At 68.5% G+C, this 15,844-nt stretch carries 14 protein-coding genes; 5 read left to right on the plus strand and 9 right to left on the minus strand.

Features of this window, described 5'->3' with window-relative positions; all coding sequences use genetic code 11:
• The first annotated feature begins 1 nt into the window (after position 1).
• Positions 2-3,451: an acyl-[ACP]--phospholipid O-acyltransferase gene (locus MLE27_RS15120; protein WP_243312958.1), complete on the plus strand. Its 3,450-nt coding sequence runs from the start codon at positions 2-4 to the stop codon at positions 3,449-3,451.
• Between the two features lie 37 nt (positions 3,452-3,488).
• On the opposite strand, the gene MLE27_RS15125 is transcribed toward MLE27_RS15120, so the two are convergent.
• Positions 3,489-3,935: a hypothetical protein gene (locus MLE27_RS15125; RefSeq protein WP_243312960.1), complete on the minus strand. Its 447-nt coding sequence runs from the start codon at positions 3,933-3,935 to the stop codon at positions 3,489-3,491.
• A gap of 273 nt (positions 3,936-4,208) precedes the next feature.
• Here MLE27_RS15125 and MLE27_RS15130 point away from each other — a divergent pair, with 273 nt between their 5' ends.
• From MLE27_RS15130 to MLE27_RS15145, 4 genes are all read left to right on the plus strand, one after another.
• On the plus strand, positions 4,209-4,604 hold the full coding sequence (locus MLE27_RS15130; protein WP_243312961.1) for a (R)-mandelonitrile lyase: 396 nt from the start codon (positions 4,209-4,211) through the stop codon (positions 4,602-4,604).
• A 349-nt stretch (positions 4,605-4,953) separates the two neighbouring features.
• Positions 4,954-5,232 carry a rhodanese-like domain-containing protein gene (locus MLE27_RS15135; RefSeq protein WP_243312963.1) on the plus strand — a complete coding sequence of 93 codons (279 nt, stop codon included), beginning with the start codon at positions 4,954-4,956 and terminating at the stop codon, positions 5,230-5,232.
• Between the two features lie 30 nt (positions 5,233-5,262).
• Positions 5,263-5,748, plus strand: a complete 486-nt coding sequence (locus tag MLE27_RS15140) for a rhodanese-like domain-containing protein (protein ID WP_243312965.1) — start codon at positions 5,263-5,265, stop codon at positions 5,746-5,748.
• A 13-nt stretch (positions 5,749-5,761) separates the two neighbouring features.
• A complete protein-coding gene (locus MLE27_RS15145) occupies positions 5,762-8,185 on the plus strand; it encodes an EAL domain-containing protein (protein WP_243312966.1) in 2,424 nt (807 codons plus the stop codon).
• A gap of 26 nt (positions 8,186-8,211) precedes the next feature.
• Here the strand turns inward: MLE27_RS15145 and nudC are convergent, their stop codons facing one another.
• The 8 genes from nudC to MLE27_RS15185 form a co-directional block, all read right to left on the minus strand.
• Entirely contained in the window at positions 8,212-9,042 is an 831-nt protein-coding gene (gene nudC / locus MLE27_RS15150) for an NAD(+) diphosphatase (protein ID WP_243312968.1), read from the minus strand.
• Between the two features lie 171 nt (positions 9,043-9,213).
• A complete protein-coding gene (locus MLE27_RS15155; protein WP_243312970.1) occupies positions 9,214-10,536 on the minus strand; it encodes a BatD family protein in 1,323 nt (440 codons plus the stop codon).
• Positions 10,533-11,204 (minus strand): tetratricopeptide repeat protein, encoded by a 672-nt coding sequence (locus MLE27_RS15160; protein WP_243312972.1) that lies wholly within the window; start codon positions 11,202-11,204, stop codon positions 10,533-10,535. The genes MLE27_RS15155 and MLE27_RS15160 overlap by 4 nt, the downstream gene beginning before the upstream one ends.
• Positions 11,197-12,159, minus strand: coding sequence for a VWA domain-containing protein (locus MLE27_RS15165; protein WP_243312974.1), 963 nt, complete (start codon positions 12,157-12,159; stop codon positions 11,197-11,199). The genes MLE27_RS15160 and MLE27_RS15165 overlap by 8 nt, the downstream gene beginning before the upstream one ends.
• Positions 12,159-13,136, minus strand: coding sequence for a VWA domain-containing protein (locus MLE27_RS15170; protein ID WP_243312976.1), 978 nt, complete (start codon positions 13,134-13,136; stop codon positions 12,159-12,161). Before MLE27_RS15170 ends, MLE27_RS15165 begins: the two co-directional genes overlap by 1 nt.
• A gap of 3 nt (positions 13,137-13,139) precedes the next feature.
• Complete coding sequence (locus tag MLE27_RS15175; protein WP_243312977.1) at positions 13,140-13,679, minus strand: DUF4381 domain-containing protein; 540 nt, start codon at positions 13,677-13,679, stop codon at positions 13,140-13,142.
• 113 nt (positions 13,680-13,792) lie between these two features.
• On the minus strand, positions 13,793-14,776 hold the full coding sequence (locus MLE27_RS15180) for a DUF58 domain-containing protein (RefSeq protein WP_243312979.1): 984 nt from the start codon (positions 14,774-14,776) through the stop codon (positions 13,793-13,795).
• Between the two features lie 20 nt (positions 14,777-14,796).
• The gene (locus MLE27_RS15185) at positions 14,797-15,762 is read right to left on the minus strand and encodes an AAA family ATPase (RefSeq protein WP_243312982.1); all 966 of its coding nucleotides are present in this window, start codon (positions 15,760-15,762) and stop codon (positions 14,797-14,799) included.
• Positions 15,763-15,844 lie beyond the last annotated feature (82 nt).

Here is a 15,844-nt window from a genome sequence, read left to right on the forward strand (position 1 = left end):
AATGAACGCAGGAATCACCCGCGTGCTCGGCAAGCGCAGCTTCTGGCCCCTGTTCGTCAGCCAGTTCCTGGGCGCGGCCAACGACAACGTGTTCAAGAACGCCATCGCCATCCTGGTGATCTACCGCCTGGGCGAGGCCTCGGCCATGCCCCCGCAGGTGCTGGTCAACATCGCCTCGGGCCTGTTCATGCTGCCCTTCTTCCTGTTCTCGGCCACGGCCGGGCAATTGGCCGACCGCTATGAGAAGAGCGGGCTCATCCGCCTGGTCAAGCTGGCGGAGGTGGCCGTGGTCTCGCTGGGGGCCTGGTCCCTGCTGGCCGAAAGCGTATCCGGGATGCTGGCCGTGCTCTTCCTGCTGGGGGCGCAGGCCACGTTCTTCGGGCCGCTCAAGTACGCCATCCTGCCCGAGCAGCTGCCCGAGGCGGAACTGGTGGACGGCAACGCGCTCATCGAGGGCGGCACCTTCCTGGCCATCCTGCTGGGCACCATCGCCGGGGGCATGCTGGTGCTGGAGCGGGGCGGCGTCGCCATCATCTGCGTCATGCTCGTGGGCTTCTCGGTGCTGGGCTTCGCGGCCAGCCTGCTGCTGCCCGAGGCCAGACCCGGAGACAAGACCCTGTCCGTGAGCCCGCACATCCTGCGGGAGACCTTCGCGGTCATGGGAATGGCCAAGAAGAAGCGGGACGTGTACCTCTCGGTGCTTGGCATCTCCTGGTTCTGGCTGGTGGGCATCACCTACCTCTCGCAGTTCCCGGCCTTCGCCAAGGACGTGCTCCACGCGGGCGAGCACGCCGTGACCCTCATGCTCACCGTGTTCTCCGTGGGCATCGGCCTGGGATCGGCGCTCTGCTCCAGGATGCTCAAGGGCGAGATCTCGGCCCGGCACGTGCCCCTGGCCGCCCTGGCCATGAGCGCCTTCGCTTTCGACCTCTGGCTCTCCTCCGCGCACTTCGCGCACCTGTCCGCCGAGGCCCCGGTCATGGGGCTCTCCGCCCTGCTGGCCATGCCCGGCGCGTGGCGGGTGCTGGCGGACCTGCTGCTGTTCTCCGTGGCGGGCGGCGTGTACATCGTGCCGCTCTACGCCATCCTCCAGGCCCGCAGCGAGGAGCACGAGCGGGCGCGCGTGGTGGCCGCCAACAACATCATGAACGCGGCCTTCATGGTGGCCGCCTCCCTGGCCGGGGCGGGCATGCTGGCCCTGGGCTTCGGGGTGGAGCAGGTCTTCCTGGCCGTGGCCGTGTCCACGCTGGCGGTGGCCGTGTACATCTGCAAGCTGCTGCCCGACGCCCTGTTCAAGGCGTTCTTCGTCTGGCTGCTCAGGTCGCTCTACCGCGTGGAGGTCCGGGGCGTTGAGAACCTGCTGGCCGCCGGCGAGCGGGCCGTGGTGGTGGTCAACCACGTCTCCTTCCTTGACCCGGTGCTCCTGGCGGCCTTCCTGCCCGGGCGGCCCGTGTTCGCGGTGAACAGCTTCGTGGCCCGGCTCTGGTGGGTGCGGCCCTTCCTCAGGCTGGTGGAGGCCTACCCCATGGACCCCACCAACCCCATGGCCACCAGGGGCCTGATCCAGGCCGTGCAGGCAGGGCGGGTCTGCGTGATCTTCCCCGAGGGGCGCATCACCACCACCGGGGCGCTGATGAAGGTCTACGCCGGGCCGGGCATGATCGCGGACAAGGCGGACGCGCCCCTGGTGCCCGTGCGCATCGAGGGCGCGCAGTACACGCCCTTCTCGCGCCTGGGCGGCAAGGTGCGCCGACGCCTGTTCCCCAAGATCACCATAACGGTCCAGCCGCCGCAGCGCTTCGAGCTGCCCGAAGGGGCCAAGGGGCGGGAGCGCCGCAAGGTCATCGGGCTTAAGCTCTACGACGTCATGTCGAACATGATGTTCGCCACCTACGACCACCGGCGCACCCTCTTCGCCGCCCTGCTGGAGGCCCTGGGCACCCGTGGGCGCGGGGCCGTCGCCTGCGAGGACGTCAACCGCGCGCCCCTGAGCTGCGGCAGGCTCGCGGCCGGGGTCATGGCCCTTGGCAGGCGCGTGGCTGGCATGACGGCCCCGGCCGAGGCCGTGGGGCTGATGCTGCCCAACTCCAACGCGGCGGCGGTGGCCTTCTTTGGCTGCCAGGCCTTCGGGCGCGTCCCGGCCATGCTCAACTTCACCTCGGGCGTGCAGAACGTGCTCTCCGCCTGCGACACGGCGCGCATCGCCACGGTGCTGACTTCGCGCCGCTTCATCGAGCAGGCCGGGCTGAGCGTTCTCGCTGACGCTTTGGCCGCCAAGGTGAATCTCGTCTACCTGGAGGACCTCAGGGCGCGGATGGGCCTCGCCGACAAGCTGTACGGGCTGGCCGCGCCGCTCCTCCCCGGGCGGTTCGCTCCGGGGCTGCGCCTGTCCTGCGACGACCCGGCCGTGATCCTTTTCACCTCCGGCTCTGAGGGCGCGCCCAAGGGCGTGGCCCTGTCCCACGCCAACATCCTGGCCAACTGCGGCCAGTTGGCCGCGCGGGTGGCCTTCTCCGCCTCGGACGTGGTCTTCAACGCCCTGCCCGTGTTCCACTCCTTCGGGCTCACCGGGGGCATGATCCTGCCGCTGGTCTCGGGGCTGCGCACCTTCTTCTACCCCTCGCCCCTGCACTACCGCATCGTGCCCGAGATGGCCTACGACACCAACGCCACCATCATCTTCGGCACGGACACCTTCCTGGCCGGGTACGCCCGCGTGGCCTCGCCCTACGATTTCTACAGCGTGCGCTACGTGTTCGCGGGCGCGGAAAAGGTGCGCGACGAGACCCGGCGGCAGTGGATGGACTCCTTCGGGCTGCGCATCCTGGAGGGGTACGGGGCCACCGAGACCGCCCCGGTGCTGGCCGTGAACACGCCCATGCACTACCGGGCCGGCACCGTGGGCCGCCTGCTGCCGGGCATCGACTGCCGCGTGGAGCCCGTGCCCGGCGTGGACGAGGGCGGCCGGCTGTGGGTGAAGGGCCCCAACGTGATGCTCGGGTACCTGCGGGCCTCGCGCCCCGGCGTGCTGGAGCCGCCCGTCGACGGCTGGTACGACACCGGGGACATCGTCTCGGTGGATGAGGCGGGCTACGTGCGCATCCTGGGCCGTGCCAAGCGCTTCGCCAAGGTGGGCGGGGAGATGGTGCCCCTTGGCCGGGTGGAGAGCGAGATTTCCGCGCTCTGGCCCAAGCAGGCCCACGCCGTCGTCGCCCTGCACGGCGACAAGGGCGAGCGGCTGATCCTGGCCACCACACGGGCCGGGGCCACTCGCTCCGAGATACTGGCGCACTTCCGGGCCACGGGCCTGCCCGAACTCATGGCGCCCAAGGCCATCCAGGTGCTCCCGAAGATGCCTCTGTTGGGCAACGGCAAGACCGACTACGTGAGCGTGCAGGCTTTGATGGAGGCGGCCGAGGCCGCCAAGCGCGAGGGGAGCGGCGGCGAATAGCCGCACCGGCAATCCGAACGAAAAGAGGCCGCCCGGCTCAGGGGGCCGGATCGACGCTGTGCGTCACGGAGATCTTGGCCAGCTCGCGGTCCCTGGCGTCCAGGGCCTTGACCTGCACCTGCACCTGGCTCGGCTTCTCCTTGGGGCAGGGCATCTGGGCCGGGCCGTACATCGACCCCTTGGGCACCATGGCCTGGGCCCCGTTGATGTAGAGGCCCGTATTGGTGGTGGTGAAGCCGAAATCCTGGTTGAAGATCTCGGACCCGAACTCGAAGTTGAGCACCTTCACGTTGAGCTTCTTGGTTTCGGGCGGGATGTTGTCGATGTGCATCTCGGGGGAGACGTTCTGGCACATCTCCACGGCCTTGAAGCCGACCCTCACCCCGAAACCCTTGGCCGCGTCCACTCCGTCGCCGGTCTTAGGCGCGCAGCCCGCGAGAAGGGCCAGGGCGGCGAACATGACAGCAAGTCGAAACCCGTTCATGGAGCCTCCACCGTTCAGCGGTTGTGTTTGAGCGGCCCTGGCCGGAGCCGGAATAGCCGCCGGTCGCCCGAACCGTAGCACGGGGCGGAGGCTCTTTGGAACTGGGAATCCACATGGAGGGGCGGCGTCACTTCTGGGGACGCTCGCCAGGGCGTGTATGAATATCCCCCGGCAAACATTGGCACATGCGCCACGACCGCGTTATGATCCGGCAGGCCCGGCCTGCGGACACCGCGCCCCGGCCGGCATCAACACAATCAAAGGAAGAAGCCCATGGAAGTCACACGGAGCGGCGCTCAGCCGTCAATCAAGGGATCGGAAGAGAACTACACCGGGGCGGTGCGCATCGACCCGCAGTTCACACCCGAGGAGCCCGCGCGCGCTGGCTGCACCCTGGTAACCTTCGAGCCGGGGGCCCGCACCCGCTGGCACTTCCATCCCCTGGGCCAGCACCTGATCGTCACGGCGGGCAGCGGCTGGGTCCAGCGCGAGGGCGGCCCGGCGGAGGCGATCCACCCCGGCGACGTGGTCTGGATCGCCCCGGGCGAGAAGCACTGGCACGGAGCCACGGCCAGCACCGCCATGAGCCATATCGCCGTGCAGGAGAAGCTCGAGGGGAAGTTCGCCACCTGGTTGGAGCCCGTGAGCGCCGCGCAATACCCCGGATGACCAGGCGGCCCGGCTTTTTCCGGGCCGGGCCGGGCGGCAGCGGCGAGCCCGGCGGTCCGGAGGGATTTCCGCCCGGTTGTCTGCGACCGGCCCCATTGGTGTCCATCAGCGCGGCCGAATCCGCCCGGCCAATATTTCGGTTGCCACGTTGCCTCAAATTGATATGCATGGTCACTCAAACCCAAAGGGTTGTGGATAGCGCGCCGGAGCACCCTCGCGTGCCCGTTCCCGGAGGCGCGCCCGGAGCCCGGCCTGGCGGCTCCAGGCCGCCATGGGCTCGGCTCAACGCAGCGAACGTAACGGAGTAACTGCTTACCGGACAACCTCAACGCGTTGCGAGGGCGGATCAGTGAAACATCTCACAGTCTTCCTGCTGGCGTTCCTGTTGTGGCCCCTCCCGGCGTCCGCCTTCGACCGCTTCGACATCGTGACCACCGAACAGGTCCGGGAGATGCTCGCCGCCCGCGAGGCGGGCACCGGCGAGGACTTCCTGCTGGTCAACACCCTGGACGACATCATCTACCACCACGAGCACATCCCCGGCTCCGTGAGCCTGCCCTGGACCCGCGTGGCCGAATACGAGGCCGTGCTCGGCGGCGACAAGGGCAAGTGCCTCGTCTTCTACTGAATGGGTTCAAGGTGAGTATTCGCCTACAAGGTGGCGGTCGCCATCAAGAACCAGGGCTACACGAACATCAAGATTTACAACGGCGGCATCAAGGATTGGAAGCAGGCCGGGCTGCCCGTGGCCTCCATCGAGCCCCTGCCGGAATACACCGGCGAAATGATCACCTGCGAGGAGGTCTACGCCATCATGCAGCGCAGCGAGAACTGCCTGGACGAAAACGGCAACCCGCTGCTGACGATCCTAGACTTCCGCATCGAAAACTCGCTGGAGGAGGCGGCCGACGGCCTGAAGCGCATCAAGACGCGCTGCCCGGTGATAACCTGCCTGCTCGACGAGGTGCGCCTGCCCGAGCAGCGGGCCCGCATCCCCAAGGAGGGGCTCGTGGTCACCATCACGGAGACGGGCAACCGGGACGATGTGGCCATGCGCTACCTGAGCGGGTTCGGCTACAGGAACGTGAAGGGTCTGGAGTTCGGCATGCGCGGGTGGATCAAGAGCAAGCTCCCCATAGAATAGCCGGGGGAATCCGATGCATCTGCCGTCCATAGGTACCCGGCTGTACCAGCTTGTGGTTCTGATGTGCCTGCTCGTCGGGCTGGCCATCTCCATGCTGGTGCTCAAGAGGGTCGACTCCCACATCCAGGAGCGCACGCAGGAGGTGCTCCGGCTGGACAAGGCCCTGAGCAGCCTCGACGCCGACGAGGAGGCGGCCCTGCGCGGCGAGACCGTCGCGATGCCCTCCGGGCATCTGCGGATATCCGAGCACTTCAAGGGTCACCTGACCCCCGAGGTCGAAGGGATGCTGGTCACGCGCGGCGGCATTTTCGACCAGCTCCTTGTCCTGACCCGGCGCATGGAGAACGAGCACACCGAAGTCTTCTCCAAGCTGCTCGACATCACGGACGCCGTCCGCTACATCCACCAGCACCATGCCACCTTCCTCCAGAACCTGGTCAACCGCGAGGCCATCTCGGGGCCATCTCCCTCCGGCCGCGACCCCCAGCGCAAGCTGAACGAGTCCGCCAACACGGAGCTCTCCATCATCCGTGAATCCCTGAACATCTATACGTCACTCTTCGATATCCACGCCGTGTTCTTCAAGCTGCAGCAGGCCGGGCCCGAGGGCGTGGGCGAGCTGTTCCAGAAGCACATGGCCAAGTTCAATGCCGCCATCACCGCCTTCGAGGACTACTCACTGGACGCGCAGGACGGCCTGCTGGTGGAGGAGCTGCTGCTCACGGGCAAGAACTTCGAGCAGTCCTTCTCCGGGCTGGTGGAGATGGCCCGGGAGCGCGTGCGTTTTCTCCAACTGCTGGACCAGAGCAAGGCCGCACTGAACGTGACCACGCAGAAGTTCCTGGCCGAGCAGGAGGCCGAGGTGCGCAAGGCCCAGCTCTGGTCGGACATCCTCCAGACCACCTTCATCGCCGTCATCGTGCTGTTCGCGGCCCTGTTCATCGCCCACTGCTCCCAGATGTCCAGGGCGGTGAAGCGCATCGCCAACGAGGCCCACATGCTCCAGAAGGACCTGGGGCACCGCGTGGACACCGATTCGGCCTGGTTCGACGAATTCCAGGCCGTCTTCATGACCTTCAACACCATGGCCGGGACCCTGGGCCATCAGATGGGGCAGCTCACCTCCCTGGCCTTCAACGACACCCTCACCGGGCTGCCCAACAGGACGCACCTGCTGCACCGGCTGGAATACGCCATCGCCGCCTCGCGCAAGACCCCGGACTACATCTTCGCGGTGGTCTTCCTGGACCTGGACCGCTTCAAGATCATCAACGACAGCCTGGGGCACGAATGCGGCGACGAGGTGCTCAGGACCTTCGGGCGCACCCTCGTCGAGTGCATCCGCGAGGGCGACACGGTGGCCCGCCTGGGCGGCGACGAGTTCGCCATCCTGCTTGAGAACCTGCGCTCCCGGAGGGAGGTCATCCAGGTGGTCAAGCGCATCAAGGCCCGCATCGCGAAGCGCATCTCGGTGTCGGGCTTCGGTCTCATCGTCCAGGCGAGCATCGGCATCTCCATCAACCCCAAAGGGCAGAAACCCGAGGACATCCTGCGCGACGCCGACATCGCCATGTACGACGCCAAGAAGAAGGGCGCGGGCAAGTTCAAGGTCTACACCCCGCGCCTGGGGGAACAGGCCCTGCGCGTACTGAACATGGAGCTGGACCTGCGCCAGGCCATCGAAAGGGAGGAGATCGAGGTCTATTTCCAGCCCATCATGGAACTGGAAACCGGCAGGCTCCACGGCTTCGAGGCCCTGGCCCGGTGGAGCCACCCGGTGCACGGGGTCATCCCGCCCTCCAAGTTCATCCCCCTGGCCGAGGAGACCGGGCTGATCCTGCCGCTGGGGCGGCTGGTGCTGTCCCGGGCCTGCGGCTACGCGGGCCGCTGGCACGACACCCTCGGCCCCGGGGTGGGCCTGATCGTGCACGTGAACCTCTCCCCCAAGCAGTTCTGCGACGCCGGGCTGGTGCAGGAGGTGGCGCGGGAGCTGGGTACCCACGGGCTGCCCGCCCGGCTGCTGAACCTGGAGATCACTGAGACCATGCTCATGGCCAACGCCATCAACGCCCTGGGCATCATGAACCGGCTCAAGGATCTGGGGGTCGGCCTCTCCCTGGACGACTTCGGCACGGGCTATTCCTCCCTGGGCAATCTCCGCGACTACCCGGTGGACACCTTCAAAATCGACCGCTCATTCATCACCAGGCTCTGCCACGACCAGAAGACCGAGGATATGGTCCAACTGGTGCTGGCCATGTCCAGGACGCTGGGCAAGGAGGTGGTGGCGGAAGGGGTGGAGAACGCGGGGCAGGTCGCGCTGCTGCGCAGCCTGGGGTGCAGGCTGGTGCAGGGGTACCATTTCTCCCGCCCGCTCAGCCCCCGGGATATGGACGCCTTCATCGAGTTCGGAGTGCCGCGGTACCAGACGGCCTGATCGCCCGCCCGTCCTTCAGGCGCGGGTCAGGCCGCGCCGTTGCGGAAGGCCTCGATCATGTCCCAGGTGAGGCTCATCAGGGATTCGGCGGGGGGCAGTTCGTGCCGCCCGAACCAGCGCGCCTCGGCCAGCTCCTTGCCGTCCAGGGTCACGGCCGGGTCGCCGTCCAGATCCGCGAAGAAGCCCATCAGCAGGGAGTGGGAAAAGGCCCAGGGCTGGCTCTTGTAGTAGCGCGGGTTGGCGACCTTGAGCCCCACCTCCTCCATCACCTCGCGCGCCAGGGCGGCCTCCAAGGTCTCGCCCGGCTCCACGAAGCCGGAGACCAGCCCATGGTAGCGGTACTCGCCCCGGGCGTTCTTCACCAGCAGCAGGGAGTCCCCGTGCACGATGCCCACGATGACCACGGGGTAGACGTTGGGGTACTTCACATCGCCGCACTCCGGGCAGGCCAGCGCGCGTTCGTCCCCCTTGGCCTGCATGGGCGCGGCGCACCGCCCGCAGTAGCGGTTCCTGCCGTACCAGCCCGCGATGTGCACCGCCGTGGCGCAGGCGAAGGCGAGCTGGGGCGGCTCCAGCCCGCGCAACTGACGCATGTTGGAGTAGGCGAACGGCCCGAAGGGCTCCGTTTCCCCGGCGCAGCAGTAGAACCCCGCGCCGTCCATGGAGAACATGTAGGTCAGCGCGTCCGGCCGGGCCTGGAGCGCGGGCGGCAGCGCGCCGAACACGGGGAGCGCCGGTTCCTCGCCCTGCCCGAGCAGGACCCGCCCGCCCTTGAGGAAGACCACATGGTCGTCGGCTTGCGGCGCGCCATGGCCAGGGTCGTAGCTGATCGTGTGAGGATGGATATCCTGGAACATTCTTCGGCCTTGTATGAATTCAGGCATGGCCCGGCCCGGACGGTGAACCGCCCCGCGCCCGGCCGTCTGCCCCTGGCCCGCCCTTGTCGTCCCCCGGGGGGCTGGCGTCAAGGCCGGACGCAGCACGGAGAAGGCGTTCGGCATGTCCCGCCCGCCGGGCATGGGCCTTTCTCAGGGATTGAGCGGCCCGAGCGCATCGCGGCGGGCCGGGTGGGCATGGCTGCGTCGGCTGTTCCTGCGCGCCGCGGCGAACCCCTTGGCGAGCAATTGCCCTGACCAGCTTTCTTTTTGCCTGCCGTAGAGGCAGGCTTCCAGGGCGGCGAATTGCCGCTCAAGCTCCGCGTCGCCGAATTGCGCGATGAACCCCAGGATGGTGCCCGGATGGCCCGCCGCATCGAACCAGCGGGACAACGCCCGCATCGTCCCGGCCTCTTCCTGGGAAGCAGCCGCGCGCGTGAATTGCCGGAACAATTGTTTCTCGTTCTCCTGCGCCGTTTGCCCGCCCTTCCCGCTACGCAGTACAGCGATCCCCGCGCCCGCCACGGCGAGAACAGCGAGCGCGGTTGCCCACAGCCAGGGTGAACGCGCCCCGCGCGCCCTGACCGCGCCTCCGGAGGAGCCCGCATCCAGCACGGGGGTCGGGGCCACATGGAGCGTGACGGGGGGCAGCGTCACCACCCGCAACGCCTCGACAGCGGGGTTCCACCACTGCACCCGCAGCTCCGGCAGGGTATATGTCCCCGGACTCTGGCACACCAGGGAGAACGACTCCACGCGCTTCCCGATGAAATCCCCGCGAGCCATGTCGGTTCCGACCTGCGCCTGCCTGGCGTACACGGCCAGGCCGTCCATGGGCTCCATCCGCAAGGGGGGCATGGCCATGCCGGGCAGGCCGGCCGCCCGCATGATGATGGCCCGGGTGAAGGCGTCGCCCACCGCGGGCTTGTCCGGGCTGGGGTCCCAGCGGTCGTCGAGGGTGAAGTCCGTGGCGGTGACGAGCGGGAGCTTCCGGTCCGCCCCGGGCACATCCAGCACCGTGACCGTCGCGGCGGTGGTGGGCAGGGTCGCGTCCTGATCCTGCCCCGCGTCGCCCTTGTACCCGAATTCCACCTGGAAGGCGGGTACGGCCAGCGCGCCTGCCCGCAAGGGGAAGAGCGAGATGGAATACTGCTTCGTGAGGTAGGAGACGCCGTCGATGGTCGTCGAGCCCAGAACCGGGTGTGCATCGTCCGCGAACATGGCCAGCCCGGCGTCCTTGGGCAGGTCGAAGCGGGGAACCCCGGTGAAGGACTCGGTGGTGAAGAGGGTGACGCTCAGTTCGAGCCGCTGGCCGACCCACACCTTGCCCGGTTGCGACAGTTCGCTTCGCAGCAGGGCCTGCTCACCGGCCGCGAAACACGGGGCCACCGCAAGCCCGGCAGCCAGCGAGGCCGCACCCACGGCCGCCAGCAGGAACTTCATCCGCAGGGTGCGCAGGGCTGTCCGGGCGTTCATTCCAGCCCCTCCTGCCCCTGAGCCCCCGGAGCCTTCCGCGCGGCCTGATAGGCGAATTTGGCCCGCAGGAAATCCGCCGGGCTGGTCTGCACCCGGCGCAGCCACATGGCGCGCAACTCGGCGTCCGAAAGCCGCCGCTCCCCGCCCGCCACCGTCTCCTTCTGATCCTGCGGGGCGTTGGCGGCCTGCCTGTCGAAATCGATCTTGTCCGGCGGCAGTTCCCCTCCCGTGCCCTCATCCCCCTCGTCGGGCGGGTGGAGCCGTTTTTCCCGCTGGTCGGCCAGCTCCAGGTTGTCGGCCGCTTCCTTCCAGCCGGGCTTCAGGGCCAGGGCCTTGCGGTACCCGGCCATGGCCTCCTGGTAGCTGCCCAGCATGACCAGGGCGTTGGCCCGGTTGTAGACGGCCTCGGCGCTGTCGTCCTGCCCGAAGGCGGCGGCCGCGTCCTTGAAGTCGCCCGCGCGGTACAGGGCGGCCCCCCGGCGCATGGGGTCCTCGAATTCCCAGGCGGCCTTGTCGTACTCCTTGCGGGCCATGGCGATGCCGCCGCGCTGGTCCGCCGTGAGGAAGAGGCCCTCGGGCGACCAGTTGGCCAAATGCAGGGCCAGCACAAAGGCGCAGGCGCACAAGGCCAGCGTACCCGGCAGGATGTATTTTCCCCGGCTAGTCATAGCTGACCATCCAGCCGCGCCGGGCGAAAAACAGCCCTATCGCCAGCAATGCGGGCAACAGCCAGTAGCCTTCATCCTGCCAGCTTTGCCCCTGGCCCTCCTGGGCGGCGGCCATGCTGGACTGGATGCGCCCGGCCAGCTTCTCCACGTCCCCGTCGTCGACGCTCGCCACGGTCAGGTCGGCCCCCAGCGCCGAGGCCGCCTTTTCCCAGGCCTCCGGGTCCAGGGGCGGGGCCGGGGGGCTGTCCGCCGGGACGCGCACGCCCTTGGGCGCGGCCATGGCGTACAGGTGCAGCGCGATCCCCGCCTGCCTGCGCAGCTGCTCCATCCGGGCCAGTTGCGACGGCGGCAGGGAATCCGCGATGAGCAGGACCGAGCCCCCGATGTTCGCCTGCCTGAGAAGCGCGGCGGCCTGGCCGAACGCCGCGAGCGGATCGTCCCCCTCGTCCGGCATGACGTCCGGGTCCAGGGCCTGGGAGAACATGTCGATGATGGCGGGGTCCACGGTGAAGGGCATGACCAGATGGCTCGACCCGGCATAGGCGATGAGCGCGGTTTTCGCGCCGGGGCGCAGCTTGAGCAGGTCGTGGATTTTCTGCGAGGCCCTGACGAGCCGCGAGGGCTGGACGTCCTTGGCCGTCATGGTGGGCGTGACCTTGAGCACGACGGCCAGCCCGGCGGTATCCTGGGTGAAGGGCGAAGGCGTCTTCTTCCAGGCCGGTCCGGAGACGGCGAGGATGCCGAGGCCCCAGAAGGCGGCCAGCAGCATCAGCGGCAGCCGCCGCTTCCGCCGCCCCTCGCCCACCAGCAGATGCGCGAGCAGATGCCTGGCGATGAGCGTCTGCATGCCGCGCCTGCCGTCCTTATGCAGGGCGTACCCGATCAGCCCGGCTGCGGGGAGCAGCAACAACAGCAGCCAGGGGCGCAGGAAATGGAAATTGTGGAGGCTCTCCATCAGGCCGCCCCCCGCGTCCGCGCGATGCGCCCCGCGTGCAGCAGCATGCTGAGCAGGAGCGCCGCCCCCAGGGGCCAGTGATACAGGTCCGCCTTGGGCCGGTAGCTGACGCTCTGGACCTGGTGCGTGCCCAGCTTGTCGATATCCTTGTAGATGTTTTCGAGGCCCGCGCCGTCGCCGGCCCAGAAGTAGGAGCCCCCCGTGGTCGCGGCCACGTCCTTGAGCGTTCTGACGTCCAGTTTCTGCTCGCCCACGGCCGTGGGGTCGCCCACGGCCACCGTGTAGATCACGATGCGCTCGTCCTTGGCGATGGCCGCGGCCTTTTCCGGCGCCAGCCTGGAGCTGCTGTCGTTGCCGTCGGTGAGCAGGATCAGGAGCTTGTCCTTGACGGTGCTGGCCTTGAACATGTTGATGGCCACGCCGATGGCGTCGCCGATGGCCGTCCTTGGACCGGCCATGCCCACCTGGGCCTCGCGGAGCAGTTCCCGGCAGGTTTCGAGGTCCTCGGTGAAGGGGGCCTGGATGAAGGGCGCGGTGCCGAAGAAGATGAGCCCCACCCGGTCGCCCTTGCGCCGCTTGAGGAAGTCGTCGAGCACGCCTTTGACCGCGTCCAGGCGGGTGCTCTTCCGGCCGTCGGCGGTGGTGAAATCCTCCGTCTCCATGGAGCTGGAGAGGTCCACGCCGAGGAGGACATCGCGCGTGGGGATCTCCCTGACGATCGGCGGCTCGACCCACTGGGGCCTGGCCATGGCGACCACCAGCAGGAGCCAGCACAGGCTGGCCACGATCTGCCTGGGCAGCGTCTGCGCGCGCACGACGGCCCCGTCCCCCGGAGTCTGGCCGGAGAGGGCCGCCAGTTCGTCGAAAAAGGGCACCAGCACCGCCGGGCGCTCCTCCCGATAGGGCCGGGAGAGCCACCGGACGACCAGCGGCAGGGGCAGGACGGCGAGCAGCCATATGTGGGCGAAGGTGAACATGGGTCAGGCGGAGCCAGCTGTTGCGGCAACGGTCGGTTCGGGGCCGTCGCCCGCGCGGTGCCCGGCCAGCCACGCCCGCACCGCCCCGCACAGGCCTTGGGCCTGCGCCCGGCTGACGCCGTGGAGCAGCGTTTCCGGGCCGTAGGAGCACAGCAAAAGCAGCCTGCCGTTGTCCCCCGCGAACACGGGCCTGCCCAGGCGGGCATCCAGAAAATCGAGCCAGGGCTGCCCGCTCAGGGAGGCCGCCGCCTCGCGCCCGTAGGCGGCCAGGGCCGTGCGTTTGAGAAGTTCGGGAATGCGCGGCAGCAGAAGGTGGGCGGGCTGCTCCCCGGCCAGGCCGCTTTGCAGCCGCGCGAGCTCGGCCAGGGCCTCGCGCCGGTAGGCGTCGCACCGCCGGTGCCGCGCCAATGCGACGGCGCCCCAGATCATGAGCAGCGCCACGGTCAGGCCCAGCGCGTACCAGCCCGGCGCGGGCGGCAGCCAGGGCGCTGGCCCGGGGACGATTATATCGTGCAGATCCTGCAGATCGATGGGGCTTGGCATGGGCGGTTCACCGGTTCATGTTGTGCAATACCTGTCTCCAGCCCTCTTCCAAGGCCGCAGCGCGGCATCCCGTCCCGCGCCGCGTGCGCCGGGATCTCCTCAGCGGGACATGCTCAGCGGGCTCCTTCCAGGGGGACTCTGACCGCCCGGACATGCTTGCCGGGCACAAGCCCCAGGGCGTCGCGCAGCTGCGCGGCCACGTCCCTCACCGTATCCAGGGGCAGCACGGGAACCCCCAGCCGGTTCAACGCCTCGCCCAGGGTCTTCAGGCGGCCTTGCAGAAATTCCGGGAAGCGCTCCTTGAATTGCCGGTCGTGGCTGTCCAGCCGGATCTGGCTCTTGCCGTCGCTGATGACCAGGTAGCCCTTTTCCGGCAGCTGTCGCGCCAGGGGGTCGTACACCGGGGTCAGCAGAAGATCGTTGTGCCGGGCGAGCTCGGCGGCGTGGCGCAGGGTCGCGTCGTTCATGCCGAAAAAATCGCTGATGACGCAGACCAGGTAGTCGTGCCCCGCCAGGGACACGGCCTTTTGCAGGGCCTGGTTCAGCATCTCCGGGGAGGGCGCGATGCCCCGGTCGACGCCCAGGGCGTTGTTGCGCTCCACCACGGCCCGCAGGATGCGCATCACGTTCTTCTTCGAGCGCTGGCACCGGATCACCCGCATGTCGCCGTCGCCGAAGATCATGGCCCCCACCCGGTCCCCGGCGGAAACCACGCGCCAGGCCGCGAGGGCCGCGGCCTGGGCGGCCGTGACCGATTTCATGTTGACCTGGGAGCCGAAAAACATGGAGAGGCGCTGGTCCACCACCAGCAGCACCGGCCGCTCCCGGTCCTCGGTGTAGACCCTGACCTGCGGCTGGCCGGTGCGCCGCGTGGCCTTCCAGTCCATGGAACGGATGTCGTCCCCGGGGCGGTACTGGCGGAGCTCCTCGAAATCGAGCCCCCTGCCGCGCAGGCGCGAGGCGTGCCTGCCGGAGAGCAGGCTGTGCACGGGCTGCCTGGGGAGGAGGCTGAAGCCCGACGCCTTGTGCTGGAGGCGCACCAGATCCTCCAGGGAGACGTAGACTCCGGGGCTGTTTTCGCTTGGTTCCGGCCGCATGTCGCCCTTCCCGGCCATTCTCAGGCCACGGCCACCAGCTTCAGGATGGCGTCTATCACCTGGTCGGCGTTCACTCCGGCCGCGTTGGCTTCATAGCTCAGGATCAGGCGGTGCCGCAGGCAGTCGTGCACCACCGCCCGGACGTCGTCCGGCAGCACATGGTCCCTGCCGTGGAGCCAGGCGTGCACGCGGGAGCACTTGTCCAGGGCCAGGCTGCCCCGGGGGCTGGCCCCGACCTCCAGCCAGCCCGCGAGCTGCTTGTCGTATTTCTCGGGGTGGCGGGTGGCGCTCACCAGCGCGACCACATAGCGGTCGACGGCATCGGAGGAATAGACGGCGCTGATCTCCTCGCGGGCGGCGAACACGGTCTCCTGGGCGATGGCCTCCTGCGGGGGCTGCTGCCCCGCCCCCTGCTCGCCGCGCACCAGGCGTATGATCCCGAGCTCGTCCTCGTCGCCGGGGTAGCCGATCCTGACGTGCATGAGGAAGCGGTCCATCTGGGCCTCGGGCAGGGGGTATGTGCCCTCCTGCTCGATGGGATTCTGGGTGGCCAGGACCATGAAGAACCGTTCCAGCTTGTGCGTCTTCCCGGCCACGGTCACCTGCCGCTCCTCCATGGCCTCCAGCAGGGCCGACTGCACCTTGGCCGGGGCCCGGTTGATCTCGTCCGCCAGGATCAGGTTGGAGAAGATGGGGCCGGGCTGGAATTCGAACAGGTCCTTCCCGCCGGAGGCGTAATACATCTCCGTGCCGGTGATGTCGGAGGGGAGCAGGTCCGGGGTGAACTGGATGCGGGAGAACTTGACGGAGAGGTTGGCCGCCAGGCTCTTGACCGCCCTGGTCTTGGCCAGGCCGGGCAGGCCTTCCAGCAGCAGGTTGCCGTCGGCCAGGAGGCAGACGATCAGCCGTTCGACGACGTCCGCCTGGCCGATGATGGATTGCTCCATCCGCGCCTGCAAATCCTTTATCGTATCACGTGTGGCCATGATGATTTCCTGGGCGATGCGACGCGGGTTGAGCCCGCACGCCTGCCCCGGAGACCCGCCCGGCCTTGCCGGGCGGGTGCTC

This window comes from Fundidesulfovibrio agrisoli, from assembly GCF_022808715.1.
GTDB classification, from domain to species: domain Bacteria; phylum Desulfobacterota; class Desulfovibrionia; order Desulfovibrionales; family Desulfovibrionaceae; genus Fundidesulfovibrio; species Fundidesulfovibrio agrisoli.